The organism is Bradyrhizobium sp. URHC0002, assembly GCF_054059515.1.
The window spans coordinates 713,523-735,919 of sequence record NZ_JBSSCF010000001.1 but is presented as its reverse complement, the minus strand read 5'-3'; the positions used below and the strand labels follow the sequence as shown (position 1 = coordinate 735,919).

At 63.3% G+C, this 22,397-nt stretch carries 19 protein-coding genes; 8 read left to right on the top strand and 11 right to left on the bottom strand.

Annotated features, from left to right (window positions below; translation table 11 throughout):
* Positions 1–3: 3 nt before the first annotated feature.
* The 3 genes from ACVWVY_RS03585 to ACVWVY_RS03575 all read right to left on the bottom strand — a co-directional run bounded on the left by ACVWVY_RS03585 (position 4) and on the right by ACVWVY_RS03575 (position 4,577).
* A complete protein-coding gene (locus tag ACVWVY_RS03585) occupies positions 4–1,971 on the bottom strand; it encodes a methyl-accepting chemotaxis protein (RefSeq protein ID WP_456625084.1) in 1,968 nt (655 codons plus the stop codon).
* 104 nt (positions 1,972–2,075) lie between these two features.
* Positions 2,076–3,248 carry an acyl-CoA dehydrogenase family protein gene (locus ACVWVY_RS03580; RefSeq protein WP_456625083.1) on the bottom strand — a complete coding sequence of 391 codons (1,173 nt, stop codon included), beginning with the start codon at positions 3,246–3,248 and terminating at the stop codon, positions 2,076–2,078.
* Positions 3,249–3,341: 93 nt separating this feature from the next.
* Complete coding sequence (locus ACVWVY_RS03575) at positions 3,342–4,577, bottom strand: MFS transporter (RefSeq protein WP_456625082.1); 1,236 nt, start codon at positions 4,575–4,577, stop codon at positions 3,342–3,344.
* A 169-nt stretch (positions 4,578–4,746) separates the two neighbouring features.
* On the opposite strand from ACVWVY_RS03575, the gene ACVWVY_RS03570 reads away from it, so the two are divergent.
* The 3 genes from ACVWVY_RS03570 to ACVWVY_RS03560 all read left to right on the top strand — a co-directional run bounded on the left by ACVWVY_RS03570 (position 4,747) and on the right by ACVWVY_RS03560 (position 6,810).
* The gene (locus ACVWVY_RS03570) at positions 4,747–5,856 is read left to right on the top strand and encodes a DUF2652 domain-containing protein (RefSeq protein ID WP_456625081.1); all 1,110 of its coding nucleotides are present in this window, start codon (positions 4,747–4,749) and stop codon (positions 5,854–5,856) included.
* Positions 5,857–5,932: 76 nt separating this feature from the next.
* The gene (locus ACVWVY_RS03565; protein WP_456632485.1) at positions 5,933–6,193 is read left to right on the top strand and encodes a hypothetical protein; all 261 of its coding nucleotides are present in this window, start codon (positions 5,933–5,935) and stop codon (positions 6,191–6,193) included.
* Positions 6,190–6,810: a hypothetical protein gene (locus ACVWVY_RS03560; protein ID WP_456625080.1), complete on the top strand. Its 621-nt coding sequence runs from the start codon at positions 6,190–6,192 to the stop codon at positions 6,808–6,810. The genes ACVWVY_RS03565 and ACVWVY_RS03560 overlap by 4 nt, the downstream gene beginning before the upstream one ends.
* Before the next feature lie 257 nt (positions 6,811–7,067).
* Here the strand turns inward: ACVWVY_RS03560 and lepA are convergent, their stop codons facing one another.
* On the bottom strand, positions 7,068–8,879 hold the full coding sequence (lepA, locus tag ACVWVY_RS03555; RefSeq protein WP_456625079.1) for a translation elongation factor 4: 1,812 nt from the start codon (positions 8,877–8,879) through the stop codon (positions 7,068–7,070).
* Positions 8,880–8,994: 115 nt separating this feature from the next.
* Between lepA and ACVWVY_RS03550 the strand changes: the two genes are divergently transcribed.
* Both ACVWVY_RS03550 and ACVWVY_RS03545 read left to right on the top strand, forming a co-directional pair.
* On the top strand, positions 8,995–10,593 hold the full coding sequence (locus ACVWVY_RS03550; RefSeq protein ID WP_456625078.1) for a glycosyltransferase family 39 protein: 1,599 nt from the start codon (positions 8,995–8,997) through the stop codon (positions 10,591–10,593).
* Between the two features lie 37 nt (positions 10,594–10,630).
* A complete protein-coding gene (locus tag ACVWVY_RS03545; protein WP_456625077.1) occupies positions 10,631–11,428 on the top strand; it encodes an SDR family NAD(P)-dependent oxidoreductase in 798 nt (265 codons plus the stop codon).
* Between the two features lie 133 nt (positions 11,429–11,561).
* Here the strand turns inward: ACVWVY_RS03545 and ACVWVY_RS03540 are convergent, their stop codons facing one another.
* The 5 genes from ACVWVY_RS03540 to ACVWVY_RS03520 all read right to left on the bottom strand — a co-directional run bounded on the left by ACVWVY_RS03540 (position 11,562) and on the right by ACVWVY_RS03520 (position 15,550).
* On the bottom strand, positions 11,562–11,888 hold the full coding sequence (locus ACVWVY_RS03540; protein ID WP_456625076.1) for an HPr family phosphocarrier protein: 327 nt from the start codon (positions 11,886–11,888) through the stop codon (positions 11,562–11,564).
* Positions 11,885–12,286: a PTS sugar transporter subunit IIA gene (locus ACVWVY_RS03535; protein ID WP_024339151.1), complete on the bottom strand. Its 402-nt coding sequence runs from the start codon at positions 12,284–12,286 to the stop codon at positions 11,885–11,887. Before ACVWVY_RS03535 ends, ACVWVY_RS03540 begins: the two co-directional genes overlap by 4 nt.
* A 132-nt stretch (positions 12,287–12,418) precedes the next feature.
* The gene (locus ACVWVY_RS03530; protein ID WP_456625075.1) at positions 12,419–12,943 is read right to left on the bottom strand and encodes an HPr kinase/phosphorylase; all 525 of its coding nucleotides are present in this window, start codon (positions 12,941–12,943) and stop codon (positions 12,419–12,421) included.
* Positions 12,940–14,748 carry a stimulus-sensing domain-containing protein gene (locus ACVWVY_RS03525; protein WP_456625074.1) on the bottom strand — a complete coding sequence of 603 codons (1,809 nt, stop codon included), beginning with the start codon at positions 14,746–14,748 and terminating at the stop codon, positions 12,940–12,942. Before ACVWVY_RS03525 ends, ACVWVY_RS03530 begins: the two co-directional genes overlap by 4 nt.
* Positions 14,749–14,848: 100 nt before the next feature.
* Complete coding sequence (locus ACVWVY_RS03520) at positions 14,849–15,550, bottom strand: response regulator transcription factor (RefSeq protein ID WP_027541437.1); 702 nt, start codon at positions 15,548–15,550, stop codon at positions 14,849–14,851.
* 216 nt (positions 15,551–15,766) lie between these two features.
* Here ACVWVY_RS03520 and ACVWVY_RS03515 point away from each other — a divergent pair, with 216 nt between their 5' ends.
* The 3 genes from ACVWVY_RS03515 to ACVWVY_RS03505 all read left to right on the top strand — a co-directional run bounded on the left by ACVWVY_RS03515 (position 15,767) and on the right by ACVWVY_RS03505 (position 21,116).
* Positions 15,767–16,510, top strand: a complete 744-nt coding sequence (locus ACVWVY_RS03515; protein ID WP_456625073.1) for a HugZ family pyridoxamine 5'-phosphate oxidase — start codon at positions 15,767–15,769, stop codon at positions 16,508–16,510.
* Positions 16,511–16,608: 98 nt separating this feature from the next.
* Positions 16,609–19,209, top strand: a complete 2,601-nt coding sequence (locus ACVWVY_RS03510) for a CHAT domain-containing tetratricopeptide repeat protein (RefSeq protein WP_456625072.1) — start codon at positions 16,609–16,611, stop codon at positions 19,207–19,209.
* A gap of 290 nt (positions 19,210–19,499) precedes the next feature.
* Entirely contained in the window at positions 19,500–21,116 is a 1,617-nt protein-coding gene (locus ACVWVY_RS03505) for a phosphoenolpyruvate carboxykinase (RefSeq protein WP_456625071.1), read from the top strand.
* Positions 21,117–21,187: 71 nt separating this feature from the next.
* On the opposite strand, the gene ACVWVY_RS03500 is transcribed toward ACVWVY_RS03505, so the two are convergent.
* Complete coding sequence (locus ACVWVY_RS03500) at positions 21,188–21,655, bottom strand: hypothetical protein (RefSeq protein WP_456625070.1); 468 nt, start codon at positions 21,653–21,655, stop codon at positions 21,188–21,190.
* A 42-nt stretch (positions 21,656–21,697) separates the two neighbouring features.
* Entirely contained in the window at positions 21,698–22,282 is a 585-nt protein-coding gene (locus ACVWVY_RS03495) for a hypothetical protein (protein ID WP_456625069.1), read from the bottom strand.
* Positions 22,283–22,397: the final 115 nt, after the last annotated feature.

The window sequence follows — 22,397 nt, the reverse complement described above, 5'->3', positions numbered from 1 at the left end:
TGCCTACGCGGCGTCGCGCAGGCCTGCCAGGAACGTGTCGACGCTCTTGTAGAGCGCATCGGCTTGCTGGCTGAGCTGCTCGGTCGCGGTCGCCACATTGTCGGCCAGGGCGCGGGACTGGTCGGCGGACTGGCTGGCGCCGGTCACGTTGAGCGAGACTTCGCCGGTGCCGGTGGCCGCCTGCTGGACGCTGCGGGCGATTTCCCGGGTTGCCGAATCCTGCTCTTCCACGGCTGCGGCGATGGTGGTGGCGATGCCGCTGATTTCGCGGATGGTATCGCTGATGCCGCCAATCGCCGTCACGCAGTCACCGGTGGCGGACTGGATCGCAGCTACCTGCCCGGCGATTTCCTCGGTCGCCTTTGCGGTCTGGCTGGCGAGCCCCTTGACCTCCGATGCGACGACCGCAAACCCGCGGCCCGCCTCGCCGGCACGCGCGGCCTCGATGGTCGCGTTCAGCGCCAGCAAATTGGTCTGGCTTGCAATCGCTCCGATCAGGCGAAGCACATCGCCGATCCTTTCCGCCGCCGAGGCCAGACTGCTCACCATTTCGGTGGTCTGTCCGGCCTTGACCACGGCGTTTTCGGCGACCTGGCTGGAATGGGTGACCTGGCGGCCGATCTCAGCCACCGAAGACGCCAGTTGTTCGGTCGCGGCGGCAACCGCGTTGACGCTGCCGGACGCCTCGTCGGACGCGGCCGCCGCGGCGGCGGCCCGTTCCGAGGTGCCGTTCACGCTGGTCGCGATCTCGCCGGCCACGCGCTGCATGTCGGTGGTTGCCCGTGCAACCGCAGCGACGACGCTCTTGACGTCGGCCTCGAAGCGGTCGGCCATCTGGCGCTGCAGGGCCTTCTTCTCAAGTTCGGTCTGATGCTTGGTAGCCTCCTGCGCCTCGCGCATGCTGCGCGATTCGATCATGCTGCGGCGGAACACGTCGACCGCACCCGCCATGGTGCCGAGTTCGTCGCGGCGCTCGCTGCCGGGGATCGTGACGTCGATTTCGCCACCGGAAAGGCGGTTCATCACCGCGGTGATGGCGGCCAACGGGCGCGACAGGCCGCGACCGAGCAGGAACGCCAGCACGATCGCGCCGGCCAGGATGGCGATCGTGCCGAGGATCAGGTTGCGCTGCGAACTCGCCGCTGCCGCCTCGTACTCGGTCGTATCCTTGATGATTTCGAGAATGCCGACCGGCTGGCCGGCGTAATTCCTGATCTGTCCGAGATAGAGCGCGGCGGGCCGGCCGCCGATAGTGGCGTCGCGGCGCAACGGCTGGCCGTCGAACACGCCCTTCAACTCGCCTGATGTCGCCACCGCTTCGTCGCCGAAGGTCGAGGACAGCTTCTTGAAGTCCTTGCCGTCGAACGAATAGACCGCAAGGTCGATGCCGAAGCGCTTCTTGGCGCGTTCGACGAATTCCTTGCCGAAGGCGGCGCCGACGTCGGTCGTCGCCACGCTCTTTCCGTCGCGCATGATCGGCGTTATGCCGAAAATGCTGAGCGCCTCGCGGCCGGGTTCGACACCGACGATCTGCCTGCCGGTCCTGTTTGCCTCGACCACGGTGCTGCGGCGTGACGAGATATCTTCACCGAAGACCTTCGGCGCATGGAGCCGGTAGACCACCGTGGCCGGCGGCTTTTCGAAGGTGATCAGTGGGATGCCCTGGGCCGTCAACGCCTTCATGGCATCGCCGAGCAGCGCTGCCAGCGCGTCGCGGTCATCCCTGGCGACGGCGTCGACGACCGGCGGCAGCGCAGCAACCACCGAACTGACCGCCAGCGCGGCGCGGCCTTCATAGTCGATGGCGGCGATCACGCTGTCATATTGCAGCTTGAGTTGCTGATCGAGCGCGAGCTGCGTCAGCGAGCGTTGCTGGACGATCGAGAAGGTTCCGAGAATGCCGCAGGCGACGGCCACCGTCAGCGAAATGGCGAGGATCAGCCGAACGGCGATCGAACGAATTTTAAACATGAAAGGTACGGAAGCTCCAAGGGAGAGTCTCCCTCAGGCATTTCATGAATTGTTTAACAACCGGGGTCGCCGGCCGGTCCGTAGAACTACGGATTAAGAATTCATTACCGCATCGTCGGCGGTGTATCGAGATTGGCTGACAGGATCGCCTTGCCGGCATCCTCATAATGGGCGTCGCGGCCCTGGATCTGCTGCGCGATCGTGTGCATGTCGCGAAAACGGCGCTCGAAGCCCCTGGCGTTGAACACCGCCGTGGCGCCGGCCATGTGATAGGCGGTGTCGACCACGGCGGCCGATTGATGGATGGTCCAGGTGGTGGCGATGCGAAGGGCGATGCGATGCGCTTCGGTGGTGGCCTCGCCGCGCGCCAGATCGCGCCAGACTTCGGCCGCGGTCGCGTAAAGATAGGCGCGCGCGGCACGCAGGCTCGCCTCGGTGCGGCCGATTACACCCTGCACGGCATTGTTGTCGCGCATCGCCTTCTGCGCCTGGGGCGTCTTGGCGCGGGCAAGGTCGATCGCCGCGTCGAGCGTGGCGCGGGCGACGCCGAGCGAGGTTGCCGCAAAGCCCATTCCGAACACCATGTTGGTGGAGAGCTTGTACAGCGGCCCGCTTTCGCGCCGGGCCTGGGGCTCGTCGCGAAGCGCTGCAAATTTCTCCGGGATGAACAAATTATCGACCGAATAGGAATCGGTGCCGGTACCCCTCAAGCCGATCACGTCCCAGACGTCGTACATCGTGGCGCTGGTCACCGGAAACAGGATGGTGCGAATCTCCGGCGAACCATCCGGCTTGCGCCGCGGCGTGCCATCGGCCTCGACGACGCGGACATGGGCGCCCAGCCAGCTTGCCTGCCGCGAGCCGGAGGCGAAATCCCAGCGCGCGCTGGCCTTGTAGCCGCCAGGAACCGCCTGCACTTCATGGTTGATCGCGCCCCAGGCCAGAATGCCGGGCGCGACGTTGAAGATTTCGTTGGCGGCGTCGGGATCGAGATAAGCCGCGGTCATGGCGCAGACGCTGCACTGGCCAAGGCACCACGCGGTCGAGGCGTCTGCCTTGGCGATCTCCTCCTGCATCCGCATGAACGCTTCCAGCGAAGCCTCGATGCCGCCAAAACTCTGCGGCAACAGCGCGCGGTAAAGCCCGTTGTCGATCAGCGCCTGGGTCACCGCCGGCGTCAGCCGCCGCGTCCGCTCGATCTCGTCGGCGTCGCGCACGATCAAGGGCGCCAGCGCTTTCGCACGCTCCACCAGGTCGAGGCCGGGATGCCTGTTCATGCGCTTCCTCGCATTCTCTTGTTTTTTTGCGCGAGCGGAATGGTGGCCTATCCACGGCCGTCGATCAAGGCGGCGAGGGGACGCCTTGCTGCTTCACGCCGTCGCCCGCCCCAGATCGAGCGACGGTTGCGACGGCCGTCTGGCCGACGGGAAGCTCAGCGCCACGGCGACGGCCGCCAAGCCGATGGCGAAGGACCCGACGTAGAGCCAGCTATAGGCGTGGAAGGTGTCGAACACCCATCCGCCGGCGAGCGGGCCGAGCGCCATGCCGAGGCTGGCGAAGGCGGAGACGGCGCCGAACATGCTGCCCATGATGCGCACGCCGAAATATTCGCGCACCAGCACCGCGTAGAGCGGCATCACGCCGCCATAGGCAAGGCCGAAGATCACCGACAGCGCATAGAACTCGCCGAGCTGGCCGACCGCGAGATAGGTCGCGACCGACATGGCCTGCACGAACAGGCCGCCGACCAGAACATGCTTGGCGCCGAAGCGATCGGCCAGGACGCCCAGCAGCAGCCGGCCGCCGAGCCCGGAGAATCCGGCGAGGCTGTAGACGGTGACCGCGGTCAAAGGCGCGATGCCGCAGATCATGGCGTAGCTCACCATGTGGAAGATCGGCCCGGAATGCGCGGCGCAGCAGGCGAAATGCGCCAGCGCCAGCGTGATGAATTGCGGGGTTCTGAGCGCCTGTGCGACGGTCCACTGCACTTCAGGTGCGCTGGTTCCATTTGCGGCAGCAGGTGTCGACGGCTCTGGCGGCTGTCGCACCAGAAACGAGGCCGGTATTAAAAGCGCTAATGCGACAATGCCGATCACCAGCATCGCCGTGCGCCAGTCATAGGTCGTGATCAGCCAGCTCGCGAACGGGGCAACCGTCAGCGGTGACACCCCCATGCCGGCCGATACCAGCGCAACCGCAAGGCTGCGATGGTGTTCGATCCAGGCGCTCGCCGCGGCCACCATCGGCGCATAGAAACTGCCGGCCGCAACGCCAATCAAGATGCCGAACGTCAACTGGAACTGCCACAGGCTGGTGGCCTGGCTCGCCCCGATCAACCCGGCGCCGAGCAGCAGCGTGCCTGATAATACGACGATGCGGGTGCCGAACCGGTCGGACAGCGCACCCCAGAAAAATGCCGCCAGTCCCATCGCGAGAAAGTCGATCGTGGCCGCCGCCGAGACGCCGCTGCGCGACCAGCCCATGTCTTGTGAAATCGGCTGCAGGAACACCGCCAGCGACAGCATCGACCCGAACGCGACGCAGGTCATCAGCGCGCCCACGCCGACCACGACCCAGCCGTAGGAAAAACCGGAGGTCTTGCTCATGCGCTTCCCCGCTCTTTTTGTAGTTGTGATTTGAGCAGGAGGATGGTGGCTCATCGACCCTCGCGGAGCAAGGCGGGGAGGGGAATACCTCTCATTCTCCGGCGCGGGGACCGCAACTTTCGGCTAAATTGGCCGTATTTCGCGTCGTAATCCCCCGGGAGTACACGCCATGGCGCAACAGGGCTTTCTGCTCATTGCCGATATTACCGGCTACACCATGTTTCTCACGCGCTCGGAGCTCGAGCATGCGCAAGGAATTCTCGATGCGCTGTTCAAGAGCATTTTTGCCGAGATCAAGGCGCCAATCATCCTGTCCAACCTGCAGGGCGACGCGGCGCTGACCTATTTGCCCGACGCCAATCTGCCGCAGCGCCAATTTCCGCTCGATGCGATCGAGCGCATCTATTGCAGTTTTGCCAATACGCTCGGCGCCATGCGCCTGAATACGACGTGCACCTGCAACGCGTGCCGCAACATGAACCTGCTCGACCTGAAGTTCTTCCTGCATCACGGCACCTATGCCACGCAGGAGATGGCGGGACGCACCGAATTGCAGGGAGCGGAGGTGATCCGCCTGCACCGACTGATGAAGAATTCAGTGACGGCGGCGACCGGTATCAAGGCCTACGCGCTGGTGACGGAGCAGGCGGCAGACGCAATCGGCCTGCCGGATTTCTTCGCAGGCTCGATCCGTCACGTCGAGAACCTTGACGAGTTCGGCGAGACGGTTTGTTACGTTTACGATCTGGCCCCAATCTTTGCGCTATGGCGCGCGACGCGCCGCGTTGTGGTGCAGCACGACGAGCCCCTGGCTTTCGAATCGATGGAATGTGACCTGCCGGTGCCGCCGGCGATTGCCTGGGCCTATGTCACCGACATCGAGAAAAAGATCCGCTGGCAGCACGGCATCGACGGCATGACGATGACCGGACTTGCCGGGGGGCGGATCGGGCTGGGGGCCACGCAGCATTGCGCCCATGGCAAGGAATCGACGGTGCACGATATCGTCGACTGGCGGCCGTTCGACTACGTCACCTGGCATATCCGGCTTCCGATGGGCGCTGTTGTGAGGCAGATGGCGGAACTCACGCCGCTCAAAAACGGCGGCACACATCTGTCGTTGCGCTGCGCGAAGCCCGAAGGCCCCAATCTCGTGGCGACCGCGGTGGTGCGGACGATCACCCGGCTCGCTATGGCGAAGAAGCTGGTCAGCGACCAGCGGGCTTCGAAGGTCGCGCTGGAGCGGATGGTAGCGGAGGAGACCGCGACGTTCACTTAAGCCTCCCGCCCGTTTCAATCCGCCTCAGCTATCCACCTTCAGCGCGGCAATGAACGCTTCCTGCGGGATGTCGACCTTGCCGAACTGCCGCATCCTAGTGGGTGCCGAAGTTGATGTCTGCTTTGCTACCAAAGCGACGTGGTTGCTGCTTAGCAGCGATATGGCGCGATGGGCAAAGGGCGGACATTCGCAGCATCGCTGCGCGGCTGATGAACGAAAATGGATACGTGGACCAACTTTTCACTTAGAAATTGTCAATGCCTTTACGAATGCCTTGATAGCTACTTGGCTGCTCCAGCAAAAAGTTGGTCGCAGCCTTGAATTGATGTCAAAATGAAAGCGCTAGGATTGCTCTTTCTAATTTCCGCGGGCTTGATCGCGACGGGGGCGCGTTGCATCGATCAGGGCGCGTTCTTTATTCCTATTCCAGCCGCGTTTGCGCCTGCTACCAAGTTTGGTTGCCCAGATGTTGGAACGATTTTCACCTATAACGTTCCGGCATGGAATACCAATCGTCCCAACCGGATGGTCGCCATCGAACAAGATCAATTCAATTGCCGGATTAGGTCGGACGCTCAAGGAATCTACGACTGGTTCGGCGGCCTTGGTGCGCACCTCGACGACTACGATGTCGCCGAAAAACAATTGATCAGCGATCTATGGCCACTTCGCAGCGGCTCCATCGTGAGAACCAGCAAGTATGATCTTCCTCCATCCAGATACGGCGAAATAGATTACGTCGTTTCCTATGGACTCGCTCGCGTTCCGGCAGGTCTGTTTTGGGCCTACAAAATCAGGAAGGATTATTACTGGCAGAACAAGCTCTATCGCACCACCACGCTTTGGTGGTCTCCATCATTGAAGTGGACAATACTGCAATGGCCTGAGGAGCCCGGCAAGGTTTCGCAAGTCGGGGGATTTAATTGGGAGCTGTTGTCGGTATCCTCTGAATAAGACCAACTCGCGGGGCGAAGCGGGATTGCGTCTGTTTCGATGGTTCGGAACGGGCCCCACCGATCACACGCCCAGGCGATGATGGCATCGTGCCGGTGATTTGCCCGACACGTCAAATGACTTCGTAAAATACGAAGGGCGTCGCGCCGGCCGCCGGCTACTTTGCATGGGGTTGTTTTCGATATTTTTGTTGTCCGGTCGCGGACGCCTCAGGCCGGACCTGATCTCATCATGCTTTGGCGGTTTGAGCGCTAGCCTCAGCTATCGACCTTCAGCGCGGCAATGAACGCTTCCTGCGGGATGTCGACCTTGCCGAACTGCCGCATCTTCTTCTTGCCTTCCTTCTGCTTCTCCAGAAGTTTTCGTTTGCGCGTAATGTCGCCGCCGTAGCACTTCGCGGTGACGTCCTTGCGCAGCGCGCGGACGGTTTCGCGGGCGATCACCTTGCCGCCGATCGCGGCCTGGATCGGGATCTGGAACATGTGCGGCGGGATCAGTTCCTTCATCTTCTCGACCATGGCGCGGCCGCGGCCTTCCGCGCGGGTCCGGTGCACCAGCATCGACAGCGCATCGACCGGCTCGTTGTTGACGAGGATCTGCATCTTGACGAGATCCGCCACCTTGTAGTCGGTCAAATGATAGTCGAACGAGGCATAGCCCTTGGAGACCGATTTCAGCCGGTCGTAGAAATCGAACACGACTTCGTTGAGCGGCAGGTCGTACTTCACCATCGCGCGGGAGCCGACGTAAGTGAGCTCCTTCTGCGAACCGCGGCGGTCCTGGCACAGCTTTAATACGCTGCCGAGATATTCGTCGGGCGTGAGGATCGTGGCTTCGATCCACGGCTCTTCGATGTCGGCGATCTTGACGACATCAGGCATGTCGACGGGATTGTGGATCGAGATCTCCTGGCCGTCGGTCAGGTGCATCTTGTAGATCACGCTCGGCGCGGTCGCGATCAGATTGAGGTCGAACTCGCGCGACAGCCGCTCCTGGATGATTTCGAGATGCAAGAGGCCGAGGAAGCCGCAGCGGAAGCCGAAACCAAGGGCTGCCGAGGTTTCCATCTCGTAGGAGAAGCTTGCGTCGTTGAGGCGCAATTTGCCCATGGCTCCGCGCAGCGTCTCGAAATCGTTGGCGTCGGCCGGGAACAGGCCGCAGAACACCACCGGGATTGCCGGTTTGAAGCCTGGCAGCATCTCGCTGATCGGCTTGCGATCGTCGGTGATAGTGTCGCCGACGCGGGTGTCGGCGACTTCCTTGATCGCTGCGGTGATGAATCCGATCTCGCCGGGACCGAGCTCGTCGACCTGCTCCATCTTCGGTGTGAAGAAGCCGACGCGTTCGACATCATAGGCTGCGTTGGTGCCCATCATGCGGATGCGCTGGCCCTTTTTCATGGTGCCGTCGACCACGCGAATGAGCACGACGACGCCGAGATAGACGTCGTACCAGCTATCCACCAGCAGTGCCTTCAGCGTCGCATCGCGGTCGCCCTTCGGCGGCGGCAGGCGGGTGACGATGGCTTCCAGAACGTCGGGAACGCCAAGGCCGGTCTTGGCCGAGATCATCACCGCATCGGAAGCATCGATGCCGATCACGTCCTCGATCTGCTGCCGTATCTTCTCGGGTTCGGCCGCGGGCAGGTCGACCTTGTTGAGGACCGGCACGATTTCGAGATTGTTGTCGAGCGCCTGATAGACGTTGGCAAGCGTCTGCGCTTCCACACCCTGGCTGGCGTCGACCACCAGCAACGCCCCCTCGCAGGCCGCCAGCGACCGCGAGACTTCGTAGGCGAAGTCGACATGGCCGGGCGTGTCCATCAGGTTGAAGATGTAATCCTTGCCGTCCTTGGCGCGGTAGTTCAGCCGCACCGTCTGCGCCTTGATGGTGATACCGCGCTCGCGCTCGATATCCATCGAATCGAGCACCTGCTCCTTGCCCGCCATTTCGCGGTCCGTCAGCCCGCCCGTCATCTGGATCAGGCGGTCGGCCAGCGTCGATTTGCCATGGTCGATATGGGCGACGATGGAGAAGTTGCGGATGTTGGAAATGGGGGCAGTTGTCATGGGGCGCGGGATAGCATTCACATCCCCGTGCGGCAACCATATTGCTGTTTTTTAAGGGGGTTTCTTCACGCCAAGCTGATTCCACTTGAGCCCAAAACGCGCTACGCACGGGGCCATGTCGAGTACCTCCATTTCGTCAGCTGTTGCGCGCTCAAAACGCATTCCCTCCATCCGGCGGCTGGCGGCGCGGCTGGCCTCGCTCGCCAGCGATCCCAAGGCCAGCCTGTGGCTGGTCACCGGCTTTGCGGCGGTTCATGCGGTCCTGTGGACGCTGATTCTGGTCAATCTGAAGACCGGGCAGGACGTCCATATGGACGTCGCCGAAGCCTACGCCTGGGGGCAGAAGTTCCTGCTCGGCTATGGCAAGCACCCGCCGCTGTCGGGATGGCTCGCCGGCGTCTGGTTCATGCTCTTTCCGGTCACCGACTGGGCGACCTATGCGCTGGCGATGGCGACGCTGGCTTGCGGGCTGGTGGTCTGCTGGCTGGTGGCGCTGCGCGTGGTCGATCGCCGCCGCGCGTTCTTCGTCGTGGTGATGCTGGCGCTCTATCCGATCTTCAACTTCAAGGGCTTCAAGTACAATCCGGATCTCCTGCAACTTGTCACGCTGCCGCTCGTCGTGCTGGCCTATCTCGACGCGTTCGAGAAGCGCAGCATCAAATCCGGCGTGTGGCTCGGGCTCGCCGGTGCGCTGGCGCTGATGACCAAATACTGGGTGCTGACCATGATCGGCGCCATCGGCCTTGCCGCGCTGATCCATCCTGCGCGCCTGCAATTCCTGCGCTCGCCGGCGCCGTGGGTCGCGATTGCCACGCTTGTGGTGGCGATGCTGCCGCATCTGATGTGGCTGAAGCAGGTGGACTTCGTCCCGCTCACCTATGCCGGCGGTACCTACGCCCTCACTGACCGCGCGCAGATCGAAGATCTCGCACTCGGCTATGTCTTGCATAATCTCGCGCTGCTGGCCTTGCCGGTGGTGCTCGGCGCGATCGCGCTTGGCTGGCGGCCGTTCCGCTTGACGCCGTTCCCAGCCCTGGCGCGCGGCGCCAATGCGAGCGTGAACACGTCCCAGGCGCTCAATATCTGGATCATCCAGGCGGTGGTGGCGATCGGGCCGCCGCTCGGCGCCTTGATATTCCACGTCTACATCAAGACCGACTGGGGCATCCCGCTGTTCTTCCTGGTGCCGCTCGCGCTGATCGCGATCCCTGCGGTGCGGGTCCGGAAAGTCGCGTTGTTGAACCTGACGGCGACCTGGTTGGTGATTTCGCTCGTCGTGCTGGCGGTCTCGCCAAAGATCGTCGCCTATGAAATGGGTGAAAAGCGCACGGCGGGTGCGACCTACCGGGCGCGTTCCGAACTCGCCCGCGCACTGACGGAAGCTTGGCACACGCGGTTTTATTCGCGCTGGCCGGTGGTCGCGGCCTATACCGATACCGGCCAGCCCGTCACCTTCTACAGCCCCGATCATCCAGCGCCGCTGACCCCTGACGAACCATGGTCGTCGGGCCTGACCTCGCTCGACGACGCGAAGCGATCGGGCTTCATCGGCATCTGCGAAGTCGGCGACTGGAAGCTGGAGAAATGCGAGGCGTGGATGAAGACCCATGCGGCCAATGCCGAGCGCATGGTAATGACCACGCGGCGATACTTTCTGGGGATGCCCGGCCCTGCGACGGCCTGGAACATCTTCATCGTGCCGCCGGTCAAATAGAAGCGGCTAACCAAGAAAATCAAAAGGGGGGTGACGCATGGATATCGACCTGAAGGATAAGACAGCGCTCGTCACCGGTTCGACGCGCGGCATCGGGCTTGCGACCGCCATCGGGCTTGCGCAAATGGGCGCGGAGGTGATCGTCAACGGGCGCGACAAGGCGGCGGTTGGCGAGGCCGTGGCAAAAGTCCAACAGGCCGCGCCGTCGGCCAAAGTGCACGCGGCGACGTTCGATCTCGGCCATGCGGCGGGCTGTGCCGCGCTGGTGAAGCAGTTCCCTGACGTCGACATCCTCGTCAACAATCTCGGCATCTACGAGCCGAAGGGTTTCTTCGACATCGAGGACGCCGATTGGACAAAAATGTTCGAGGTCAACGTCATGAGCGGGGTCCGGCTGACGCGGCATTATTTGAAGCGGATGCTGGATAACAAGGACTGGGGCCGCGTCGTGTTCGTCTCCAGCGAGTCCGGCGTCTTCATTCCGAAGGAGATGGTGCATTACGGCTTCTCGAAGTCGGCGCAACTCGTCATCGCGCGCGGCGCGGCGGAGACGACCAAAGGCACCAACGTGACAGTCAATTCGGTGATGCCCGGTCCGACCTGGGTCGAGATGGCGCCGGTCCGTCTGGCCGCGCGCGCCGAGGCTGCCGGAACCACTGTCGACGATCTCGTCCAGCGCACCTTCACCGAACGCCGCCCGGCATCGCTGCTGCAGCGCTACGCCATGCCGGAAGAGGTCGCCAACCTGATCTGCTACGTCTGCTCCAAAGCCTCCAGCGCCACCAACGGCGCCGCGCTCCGCGTCGACGGCGGGATTGTTACGAACCCGTTTTGAGTCTCAGACCTCATCCTGAGGAGCCGCGTAGCGGCGTCTCGAAGGATGAATGGCACCAGCCGGGCCACATGGTTCGAGACGCCGCTTCGCGGCTCCTCACCATGAGGTCGCTACGGTCGCGAACGCGAGCGACTCACACGCCTTCTTCGTTGAACTTGTCGGCGACCAGGGCTGCGATGGCGTCGATCGCGGCCTGGGCTTCGGGGCCGGTCGCCGAAACCACGACCGAGGTTCCCGGTCCTGCCGCCAGCATCATCAGACCCATGATCGAGGTGCCGCCGACGGTCTCGCTGCCGCGGGTCACCCAGACCTCGGCATTGAAGCGTTCGACCATCTGGACGAACTTGGCCGAGGCCCGCGCATGCAGTCCGCGCTTGTTGATGATCAGAAGTTCCCGCGAGATGGCGCCTGCAGGCACGCTCGGCCCGAGTTCCTTTTCGGGCGCGGCTTCGTCGCTCATTTGCCGGCGAGCACGCGGCTGGCGATGGTGACGTATTTGCGGCCGGCTTCCTGGGCCATGGCGATGGCGTCGGGAAGCGAGCGCTCTTCGCGCACCTTGGCAAGCTTGACCAGCATGGGAAGGTTGATGCCTGCGAGCACTTCCACCTTTGGACGGCTCATGCAGGAAATCGCAAGGTTGGAAGGTGTGCCGCCGAACATGTCGGTGAGAATAGCGACACCATCGCCACTGTCGACGCGATTCACCGCTTCGATGATATCGCTTCGACACAGATCGGAGTCGTCCTCGGCCCCAATCGTGATGGCTTCAATTTGTTTTTGCGGACCCATGACATGTTCGAGCGCCGCCTTGAACTCGTCGGCAAGGCGCCCATGGGTCACAAGCACTAGACCAATCATCGGAAACTCCTCGCGGGTGCTTTTTGGTGCACCGCACGAACGCGCCACTTTGACCATCCAGAGGCCCCGCGCAAGAGGGCATCTTGGCTATTGTTCCATCACTTGGCGGTAAACAGTGAGGCCAGTGCCCGTTTAATCGGAGGCGATATTGGGGCTTATATGGTTACCAATCCCCTTCGAACAATCATCCAAAGGTTGGACGGAATCTGAACTAGCGGTTGTTGTCAGCGCAGCTGCAATCAGCGGGAGGGGCGCATAACCAATTCCAATAGGGATTCGCGGTAACAAGACACCATTTAGCTCGATAGTGAGCGCTTCTGGCGGCGGCAGCCGCTCCGCATCGTTGGCCGCGAGATCGACCACAATGCCGACAATAGCCTTAATGGCGAAGTCGCAACGGCGGATGCCGAGGCCCCGAACCTCGATCAAGCCGGCCAGTTCCCGGGTCGGTCGAACCCACAATTGTCCGTCGACTGTGTCGAGATGGACACGGTCATCGCCGACCAGAACGGCCGGCGGAAGCTGTCCGGCGCGTCCGGCGAGAATCAGATCGAAGGCCAGCCGGGACTTGCCCGCGCCTGACGGCCCGCGGATCAGCACCGCGCGGTCGCCCACCAGCACGGCGGAGGCGTGCACGCTCGCCCCCTGCGTCATCATGGCGCGGGCAGCCGGACCACGAACCGCGCACCGACCACGGTCGGCTTGCCGTCGGCATCGGCCGGGCCGTGGCGATTTTCCGCCCAGATCCGCCCGTTATGCGCTTCGATGATCTGCTTGGAGATCGACAGGCCCAGGCCCGAGTTCTGGCCAAAGCCCTGATGCGGCCGGTCGGTATAGAAGCGCTCGAAGATGCGCTCCAGCGCATCCTCGCCGATGCCCGGCCCGTCGTCATCGACGACGATTTCGACTTCCGAGCGCACACGGCGGCAGGTGACGCGCACCTTGCCGCCGGGCGTGGAGAACGACTGCGCGTTGGACAGCAGGTTGGAGACCACCTGCCCCAGCCGCGAATCATGGCCCGGCACCGAGAATGTCTCGCGACCCTCGAAGCGCGTCTCGACCGCGACATCGTGGCCGAGCCTGGTTTCGTTGGCGACCGAGGTCAGCGTCGTCAGCAGCCGCCGCAGATCGACCGGCGCCATGTCCTGGCGCTGCAATTCGGCATCGAGGCGGCTGGCGTCGGAAATATCCGAGATCAGCCGGTCGAGCCGCTTGACGTCATGCTCGATCACCTCGAGCAGGCGCGCGCGGCTGGTGTCGTTGCGCGCCAATGGCAGCGTTTCCACCGCCGACCGCAGCGAGGTCAGCGGGTTCTTCAATTCATGGGCGACGTCGGCGGCGAACATCTCGATCGCCTCGATGCGGCTGTAGAGCGCATTCGTCATGTCGCGCAGCGCGCCGGACAGATGGCCGATCTCGTCGCGGCGGCGGGTGAAATCCGGAATCTCGACGCGGGTCTGGATGCGCCGGCGGACGCGCTCGGCGCCGTCGGCCAGCCGCCGCACCGGACCCGCGATCGTGCTCGCCAGCAACAGCGACAGCACGATCATGACCGCGGAGGCGACGCCGCCGACCTTCAGAATCGCGAGCCGCTCGGCGGTCACCATCTGGTCGATGTCGTCGCCCTGCGTCGAAAGCATCAGCGCGCCATGCACGGCGCGGAACCGTTGCACGGGGACTGCGACCGAGACGATCACCTCGCCGCGGTCGTTGACCCGCACCATGCTGCTCTTGACGCCGTCGAGTGCCTGCACGATTTCCTGGTAGCCCTTGCCGTTCTCGGGGCCGAGTTCGCGATAGAGCGGCAGGTCGCCGCGATTGAGCCAGGTGCGGACCGAGATCGTGGCACGCTCGACGAAGCCCGGCTTCTCCGTCGAAGGCGGCGGCAGTTCGAAACGCAACACATCGCCGCGACCGTAAAGACTACGGCTGTCGAGGATCATGCCGCCGTCGCCGCCATAGATGCGCGCGCGGGTCTTGGTCGGCGAGATCAGCCGCCGCAGCACCGGCGCGACCCGCTCCGGATTGATCGGAAAATCAAGGCCTGACGATTCGTCCGGCGCGCCGTAGCTTTCGCCGGGCTTGAGGTCGAGCAGGCGGTCCGGATCGATGGTGATGGTGTTGGTTTCGACGGTGGCGGAGGCGGCAATCGCGCCGGCGATGATTTCCGCCTGTACCAGAAGGCTCTGCGCGCGCGCGTCGATCAGGCCGGCGCGGAACTGCGAGAGATAGAGAATGCTCGCCACCAGGGCCACGAGGCCCGCCAGATTGAGCGAAACGATTCGGCGCGTGAGGCTGGAGAAGGAGAGCGCGAAGAAGAATTGCCCGGCCCGGCGCAACCAGCCGAGCGGCCGCCGCCAGCCTTTTTCGCCCGCATTATCGTCGGCAACGCGATCCCGATCGGGGAGCTCAGAAGCATCCTCGTGGTTCAGGCTGGGATCGGGCTGCGTTCGATCTAGCAATGGTCGAGCTGCCGGTTGTGATGCGCCGTTTTGTAATTCTTACGCTTCTACGTCGAGCGGGCGGATGTGTCGGTCGGCACTTCCGCCCGGGGAACGCAGATCAGGCTTCCTTGAAACGATAGCCGACGCCGTACAGCGTCTCGATCATCTCGAAATCGTCGTCGACCACCTTGAACTTCTTGCGCAGGCGCTTGATGTGGCTGTCGATGGTGCGGTCGTCGACATAGACCTGATCGTCATAGGCCGCGTCCATCAGCGCGTTGCGGCTTTTCACCACACCCGGCCGGGTCGCCAGCGCCTGCAGGATCAGGAATTCGGTCACGGTGAGCGTCACCGGCTCATTCTTCCAGGTGCAGGTATGACGCTCCGGATCCATCCGCAGCAGGCCGCGGTCGAGAGCGCGCGCATCCGGCTCCTTCGGCACGGCGGTCGGATCCTTGGGCTGGCCGCGGCGGAGCACGGCCTTGACGCGTTCGACCAGAAGGCGCTGCGAGAACGGCTTGCGGATGAAATCGTCGGCACCCATCTTAAGGCCGAACAATTCGTCGATCTCTTCGTCCTTGGAAGTCAGGAAGATTACCGGCAGATCGGACTTCTGCCGCAGCCGACGTAGCGTTTCCATGCCGTCCATGCGCGGCATCTTGATGTCGAGGATCGCGAGGTCCGGCGGCGAAGTGCGGAAGCCGTCGAGCGCCGAAGCACCATCCGTGTAAGTCATGATGCGATAGCCTTCGGCTTCGAGCGCGATCGACACGGAAGTGAGAATGTTGCGGTCATCATCGACCAGGGCGATTGTGGGCATGAGCCTGCTTTCGAATAAGAGAGTGGCTTAAACGGCGGGCAATCGAGCCAGACGCCGCATAAATGGGCTTCGTACACGGTCAACGAGCAATGCAAGCTGGGCTGAAGTGTGACCGAGTTCCGCAAAACGCTCCGGCGGAGATGTGCCGCATCCCATATAGCACCCTGTCTGGCCAAAAAAAGGCCCTTTTTGCAATAACATGGCCGGAAAAGAACCATGCAGCCGACGACAGATTTTGATGCTTCCAAACTCACCCGTTCGCTGCTGCGCCGCAGCCGGCAGGGCGCGCTGGCTACCCTTCTGCCCGAAAGCGGCGATCCCTATTGCTCGTTGGTTAACGTCGCCAGCCATTTCGACGCATCCCCGATTCTGCTGATTTCCCGGCTCGCGCTGCATACAAAAAATATTCTCGGCGATAGCCGCGTATCGCTGATGCTGGACGAGCGCGCCGCCGGCGATCCCCTGGAGGGCGCGCGAATCATGCTGGCGGGCCGGGCCGAGGAGGCCACAGGGGAGGCCGCGAGAATCCTGCGCCGGCGCTACCTCAACGCCCATCCATCCGCGGAAGCCTTTGTGGATTTCAAGGATTTTTCGTTCTTTCGGATCGCCCCGTCGGGGCTGCATCTGGTCGCCGGTTTTGGCCGCATCATCGACCTCAAGCCGGAGCAGTTTCTGACCGGAATCGGCGATGCCGCCGAATTGCTGGAAGCCGAGCAGGGCGCGGTCGAGCATATGAATGAGGATCACCGCGAGGCGATGAACCTTTATGCGACCCAACTGCTGGGCGCCGAGCCCGCCGATTGGCGCTGCACCGGCTGCGACCCCGACGGTATGGACATGCAGGCCGGGAGCGCGACGCTGCGGCTCGATTTCCCGGAACGGGTCACCGGCGCCATGGCGTTGCGCAAGATGCTGGTGCGGCTGGCGGGCGAGGCGCGGGCCAAGGGCCAACAAGGCTAACAAGGGTTAACGCTGCTGTTACCGAGCGCGGATTTGAACGGGCGCGGGCGTTTGCGCGACCTAAGGCAAACCCGCGAAGGTGACCAGCGAAAGCCCGCATGAAATCCCGCCATCGATTGATATTTTCAGTGTGCCTCGCGCTGTTGTCGGGCACATGCCTCTCCGCGCCATCGCTGGCGCAAAAAGGCGAAGTCGCAGCCCTCAGCGCCAAAATCAACGAGCTTGGCCGCGCCGGGAAATATGCTGAAGCTACAGCCCTGGCGCAGGGACAGGTGGAAAGCCTCGAAAAAAGATTCGGTCCCGCGCATCGCGACGTTGGCGCTGCGCTGAACAATCTGGCGCAGGCCTACGGCAATCAGGGCAGGGATAGCGAGGCGGAGCCGCTGTTCAAGCGATCCATCGCGATCCTGGAGAAGTCGGCGGGTCTCGACTCGCCCGAGATCGCGGCCGTGTTGAACAATCTGGCGGCGCTGTACCAGCGGCAGCAGCGCTATGCCGACGCCGAGCCCCTGTTCAGGCGCGCGCTTTCCGTGCGCGAAAAATCACTGGGCAGCGGTCATCCGGACCTCGGGCAATCGCTGAACAATCTGGCGACGCATTACGAGAAGCTCGGCCGCCACAGCGATTCCGAGCCGTTGTTCAAGCGGGCGCTGGCGATCTACGAAAAGGCGGCAGGCCCTGAGCATCCCGCGGTGGCGACGCTTCTGAACAATCTCGGCCAGGTCGGGAAGGTTCAGCGCCGCTATGCCGAGGCCGAGCCGCTGATCAGGCGGTCGCTGGCGATCCGGGAAAAAGTGCTGGGCCGCGAGCATCCCGATGTCGCGCGCTCGCTGAACACTCTCGCCGATCTCTATGAACGGCAGGGCCGTTACGCCGAGGCACAGCCGCTGTTCGAGCGGGCGCTGGCGATCCGCGAGCGCGCCGTTGGCCCCGACCATCCGGATACGGCGACGTCGACGAACAATCTGGCGGCATTCTATCAGGCGTCGGGCCGCCCCGGCGACGCGCTGCCGCTGGTGCAGCGGCTGATCGCGAACGGACGTGCGCAGCCCCGCGCCGCCCTCCCGGTGCTGGCGGATGCCGAGCGCCAGCAACTGATGCCGCGGGAAAAAGCGGTCAACGATATGCTCAACGTGATCCAGCGCGGCACCCAGTCCTCGGTTGCCTCCGCCGTGAACAAGCTGGCGGTGCGGCTGGCTGCGGGTAGCGATCGCCTGGCCGAACTGGTGCGCCGCGATCAGGATCTCGCCACGGAGGCGGAAGCGCTGGACAAGTCGATCGTGGCGGCGGTCTCGAAGGAGCGCTCTAAGCGCGACGCGGCCGCCGAGCAGCGCGCCCGCGCCCGGCTTGCCGCTATCGCGACCGAGCGGGTGTCATTGCAAAAGACCTTGTCCGCCGAATTTTCCGACTACGCCGCGTTGTCGAATCCGTTGCCGCTAACGGTGAAGGAGCTTCAGCCGCTGTTGTCGGGTGACGAGGCGATGGTGCTGTTTGCGGTCACCGAGGTGGAAAGCTATGTGATCGCGATGACCCGCGAGAGCTTTGACTGGAAGCCGATCCCGCGGGGCGCGGAAACATTGTCGCAGAAGATCGCCGCGTTCCGTCGCGGGCTCGATCTCGGCAAGGCGAGCGATGCTTCCGGAAAGTCCGGTCTGTTCGATCTGGCGCTCGCCCATGAACTGCATGAGACGCTGCTTGCGCCGGTAGATGCGTTGATCAAGGACAAGCCGTCGCTTCTGGTCGTGGCGTCGGGCGCGCTGACGGCGCTGCCGTTCCATTTGCTGGTGACCGAAAAGCCGGGGGCGGCGATCCCGGAAAAATTCGAGGGCTATCGCGACGCGGCGTGGCTGTTGAAGCGTCAGGCGGTGTCGGTATTGCCGTCGGCCGCGAGCCTCAAAGCGCTGCGGGTGTTTGCAGCGCGAAGTGAGCACAGCACAAAGCCGATGACGGGCTTTGGCGATCCCATTTTCAATCCCGCGGTGAGGCCCGGTGACGGCACCCGTCCCACCCGGACCGCCGCGCGCAGCCTTGCGACCGGCGCGTACACGGATTTCTGGCAGGGCGCCGGCGTCGACCGCGCGCGGCTTTCAGACGCGCTCGCGCCATTGCCCGACACCGCCGACGAACTCAACGCGATTGCCAAGAACCTCGGCGTCGCGGCTGCCGATATTCACCTCGGCGAGGACGCCAGCGAAACCACGCTCAAGCGCACGCCGCTCGCCGATTACGGCATCGTCTATTTCGCCACCCATGGTCTCGTCGCCGGTGACGTGAAAGGCCTTGCCGAGCCGTCGCTGGTGCTGAGCATTCCAAAGCAGCCGTCGGAATTCGATGACGGCCTGCTCACGGCGAGCGAAGTCGCGCAGTTGAAGCTCAACGCCGATTGGGTGGTGCTATCAGCCTGCAACACGATTGCCGGCGACAAGCCCGGCGCCGAAGCGCTCTCGGGCCTTGCGCGATCGTTCTTCTATGCCGGTGCGCGGGCGCTGCTGGTGTCGCATTGGGCGGTCAATTCGGAGGCTGCGACGCGGCTCTCGATATCGACCTTCGATCGCCTGAAGGCCGATCCCAAGCTCGGCCGTGCCGAGGCGCTGCGGCAAGCCATGCTGGCCTATCTCAACGATGCGTCCTCGCCGCGCAATGCCTATCCGGCGTATTGGGGGCCGTTTGCGCTGATCGGAGAGGGCGCTACGAGGTAATTATGGGGTAATTATTTTTCGATTGTGCGGCGCAACAATCAACGTTGCGGCGGATGGTCGCGCAACCACGACGGCAAACCAACGAAAAGCGCCGCAGCAAGCGATTGATGCAAATCAACCGCGCTTGCTCGAATAAACCAAATCGCATGGATCGGCTTGGCAAGCCCAGCGTTCATCAGTATTAGGTCGCCGGACCGGGGCCGGAAGGCTATATTCAGGGGTCACCGCGACAGAGCGCGTCAAGCGACATGCGCGCGATTCGAGTAACGCGGGTTCGAGGAGGATTCTTCGTGCGAGAGACGGGTCTACGCAACGGTGCCTTCGGCGCCGACAAATTCGGCTTAAAAAATCTCAAGACGGTGCACTGGAATCTCGGTGCGCCGCAGCTCTATCAATATTCCCTTGCGGCGGGCGAGGCCGTGCTGTCGGCCGACGGCGCGCTGTGCGCGGACACCGGTGAGTTCACCGGCCGCAGCCCGAAGGACAAGTTCACGGTTCGCGATGCGACCACCGACAAGAACATGTGGTGGGCCGGCAACCAGTCGATCACATCAGATCAGTTCTCCGCGCTCTATGCCGACTTCCTCAAGCACGCCGAAGGAATGACGCTGTTCGCGCAGGATCTCTACGGCGGCGCCGATCCGAGCTTCCAGATCAAGACCCGCGTCTTCACCGAACTCGCCTGGCACTCGCTGTTCATCCGCACGCTCTTGATCCGCCCCGAGGCGTCGGCGCTCAAGGATTTCATGCCTGAGCTCACGATCATCGACCTGCCGAGCTTCCGCGCCGATCCAAAACGTCACGGTGTGCGTTCGGAGAACGTCGTCGCGATCGATTTCGCCCGCAAGATCGTCCTGATCGGCGGGTCTTATTATGCCGGCGAGATGAAGAAGTCGGTCTTCACCACGCTGAACTATTATCTGCCCGCCAGGGGCGTGATGCCGATGCACTGCTCGGCCAATGTCGGGCCCAAGGGCGACACCGCGATCTTCTTCGGCCTGTCCGGCACCGGCAAGACCACGCTGTCGGCTGATCCGAACCGTACGCTGATCGGCGACGACGAGCATGGCTGGGGCAATGACGGCGTCTTCAATTTCGAGGGCGGCTGCTACGCCAAGTGTATCAAACTGTCGAAGGAAGCCGAGCCGCAGATCTTCGCGGCGAGCAACCGCTTCGGCGCCGTGCTGGAGAACGTGGTGCTCGATGAAGACACCCGCGCGCCTGACTTCGACGACGGTTCCAAAACCGAAAATACCCGTTCGGCCTATCCGCTCGACTTCATCCCGAACGCCTCGCGCACCGGTCGCGCCGGCCAGCCCAAGAACGTGGTGATGCTGGCCGCCGACGCCTTCGGCGTCTTGCCGCCGATTGCAAAGCTCTCGCCGGCGCAGGCGATGTATCACTTCCTGTCCGGCTACACCGCCAAGGTCGCCGGCACCGAACGCGGTCTCGGCAACGAGCCCCAGCCGGAATTCTCCACCTGCTTCGGCTCGCCGTTCCTGCCGCTCGATCCTTCGGTCTACGGCAACATGCTTCGTGAGCTGATCGCCAAGCACAATGTCGATTGCTGGCTGGTCAACACCGGATGGACCGGCGGCAAATTCGGCACCGGCAGCCGGATGCCGATCAAGGTCACGCGCGCATTGCTCACCGCGGCGCTCGACGGTTCCTTGCGCAATGTCGAATTCCGCACCGACAAGTACTTTGGCTTCGCGGTGCCGACTGCGCTGCCGGGCGTGCCGAGCGAGATCCTCGATCCCGTCAACACCTGGAAGGACAAGGCTGAGTTCGACAAGACCGCCCGTGCGCTGGTCGGCATGTTCCAGAAGAACTTTGCCAAGTTCGAAGCCCAGGTCGATGCCGATGTTCGCGCCGCTGCGCCGGACCTCAAGCTCGCGGCGGAGTAGAGTTCAGCAATAGCGAGTGCATTTAGAAAGGGCGGCTTCATGAGCCGCCCTTTTCGTTTACGTGAAGCTGCTCACGCTCCGATCGCATGCATCCATTTCGGATCGTGGCGATCGACCGGCTTCATCTTGCGGATATGGCCGTCGAGTTCGATGTGCAGTTCGGTGAAGGCCGCATCGCGTTTGCCCAGCACCTCAAAGTGCTTCGGCTTGCGGCGCGGCTCGCCGAGCGTCGCGAATCCAGCAGCTCTGGCAGCGTTCAACGCCACCTTTGGATCGGCGTTGCCGAGATGGTCGTGGTGTTTTTCCTTGGGCGCGATTGTCACCGTGCGACCGTCGCGGGTGAAGAGCGTGACCTTCAGCTCCGACGGCTTCTGTTCGCCCGACAGTTCGACGCTGTCGCCGAGGCGCAGCTCAATCTGTTCCAGTCCTCTCGGTGTGATGTCGGCGAGTACCGGCTCGCGATCCGTCTGCACGACGAAGCGATGGCCGAAAATGTGTGTAACCTTGCCTGCGACCGTGACGGTCTGATGATCTGGCATGGAATGCTGTCCTTTCGAGAGTGATTTCAGAGTTTGGATTCGTTACCGCGCGGGCGGCGGCGGAGGGGCGTCGCCGTCCGGGCCGACGCGATCGGCCGCGGGCGGTGGTGGCGGCGGGCCGCGATCGGCGCGCGGTCCATCCTTCGGTCCCTTGGGCCCCTTCGGTCCTTCCTTGGGTCCACCTTTGGGGCCGTGCCCAAACGCCTCGTTACGGCCGTCGGGATGCGCGATCAGTTGTGCGCGGATGATGCCGCCGTCGAATCGTCCCTGGACGGTCACCGCTTCACCTTTGGTCACGATCCTGCGGTCTTCGCCGCGCGGACCGGTATCGACCAGCGCGCGGCCGGAAGCGTCCTGGATGACGAACTTGTTGCCGAAGACGTCGGTCACTTCGCCCTTGACCGCGACAGGAGTGTCTTCGCGCATGTCACCGATCGCAGCCGGCTGCAGCAACATCACGCGCGGCGGATCCCAGTTCTGCGCCAGCCTGGTGCCGCCGGCGCCGAGCGCTGCGCCCGCGGCCAGAATCGCAATCGCGCCGCCGATGCCCAGCGCCCGGGTGGATATTCGCCGGCGCTCGGGCGGCGGCAGTGCGTTGGGTTGGTTGTTGTCAATCGTTTCGGACATCGTTGGTCTCCCTTTTCAGTCGATGCCTGCAATCTAGCGATGCCACCCGTCGCCACGCTGAACCGATCCGTTCAGGCTGAGTTAAGCTAGGTTCCTTACTCACGGCACATGGGAA

What these genes read in the sequence shown, in the direction of transcription:
- ACVWVY_RS03585 (WP_456625084.1), bottom strand. Translation starts at nt 1,971, where the DNA reads ATGTTTAAAATTCGTTCGATCGCCGTTCGGCTGATCCTCGCCATTTCG.
- ACVWVY_RS03580 (WP_456625083.1), bottom strand. Translation starts at nt 3,248, where the DNA reads ATGAACAGGCATCCCGGCCTCGACCTGGTGGAGCGTGCGAAAGCGCTG.
- ACVWVY_RS03575 (WP_456625082.1), bottom strand. Translation starts at nt 4,577, where the DNA reads ATGAGCAAGACCTCCGGTTTTTCCTACGGCTGGGTCGTGGTCGGCGTG.
- ACVWVY_RS03570 (WP_456625081.1), top strand. Translation starts at nt 4,747, where the DNA reads ATGGCGCAACAGGGCTTTCTGCTCATTGCCGATATTACCGGCTACACC.
- ACVWVY_RS03560 (WP_456625080.1), top strand. Translation starts at nt 6,190, where the DNA reads ATGAAAGCGCTAGGATTGCTCTTTCTAATTTCCGCGGGCTTGATCGCG.
- lepA (WP_456625079.1), bottom strand. Translation starts at nt 8,879, where the DNA reads ATGACAACTGCCCCCATTTCCAACATCCGCAACTTCTCCATCGTCGCC.
- ACVWVY_RS03550 (WP_456625078.1), top strand. Translation starts at nt 8,995, where the DNA reads ATGTCGAGTACCTCCATTTCGTCAGCTGTTGCGCGCTCAAAACGCATT.
- ACVWVY_RS03545 (WP_456625077.1), top strand. Translation starts at nt 10,631, where the DNA reads ATGGATATCGACCTGAAGGATAAGACAGCGCTCGTCACCGGTTCGACG.
- ACVWVY_RS03540 (WP_456625076.1), bottom strand. Translation starts at nt 11,888, where the DNA reads ATGAGCGACGAAGCCGCGCCCGAAAAGGAACTCGGGCCGAGCGTGCCT.
- ACVWVY_RS03535 (WP_024339151.1), bottom strand. Translation starts at nt 12,286, where the DNA reads ATGATTGGTCTAGTGCTTGTGACCCATGGGCGCCTTGCCGACGAGTTC.
- ACVWVY_RS03530 (WP_456625075.1), bottom strand. Translation starts at nt 12,943, where the DNA reads ATGATGACGCAGGGGGCGAGCGTGCACGCCTCCGCCGTGCTGGTGGGC.
- ACVWVY_RS03520 (WP_027541437.1), bottom strand. Translation starts at nt 15,550, where the DNA reads ATGCCCACAATCGCCCTGGTCGATGATGACCGCAACATTCTCACTTCC.
- ACVWVY_RS03515 (WP_456625073.1), top strand. Translation starts at nt 15,767, where the DNA reads ATGCAGCCGACGACAGATTTTGATGCTTCCAAACTCACCCGTTCGCTG.
- ACVWVY_RS03510 (WP_456625072.1), top strand. Translation starts at nt 16,609, where the DNA reads ATGAAATCCCGCCATCGATTGATATTTTCAGTGTGCCTCGCGCTGTTG.
- ACVWVY_RS03500 (WP_456625070.1), bottom strand. Translation starts at nt 21,655, where the DNA reads ATGCCAGATCATCAGACCGTCACGGTCGCAGGCAAGGTTACACACATT.
- ACVWVY_RS03495 (WP_456625069.1), bottom strand. Translation starts at nt 22,282, where the DNA reads ATGTCCGAAACGATTGACAACAACCAACCCAACGCACTGCCGCCGCCC.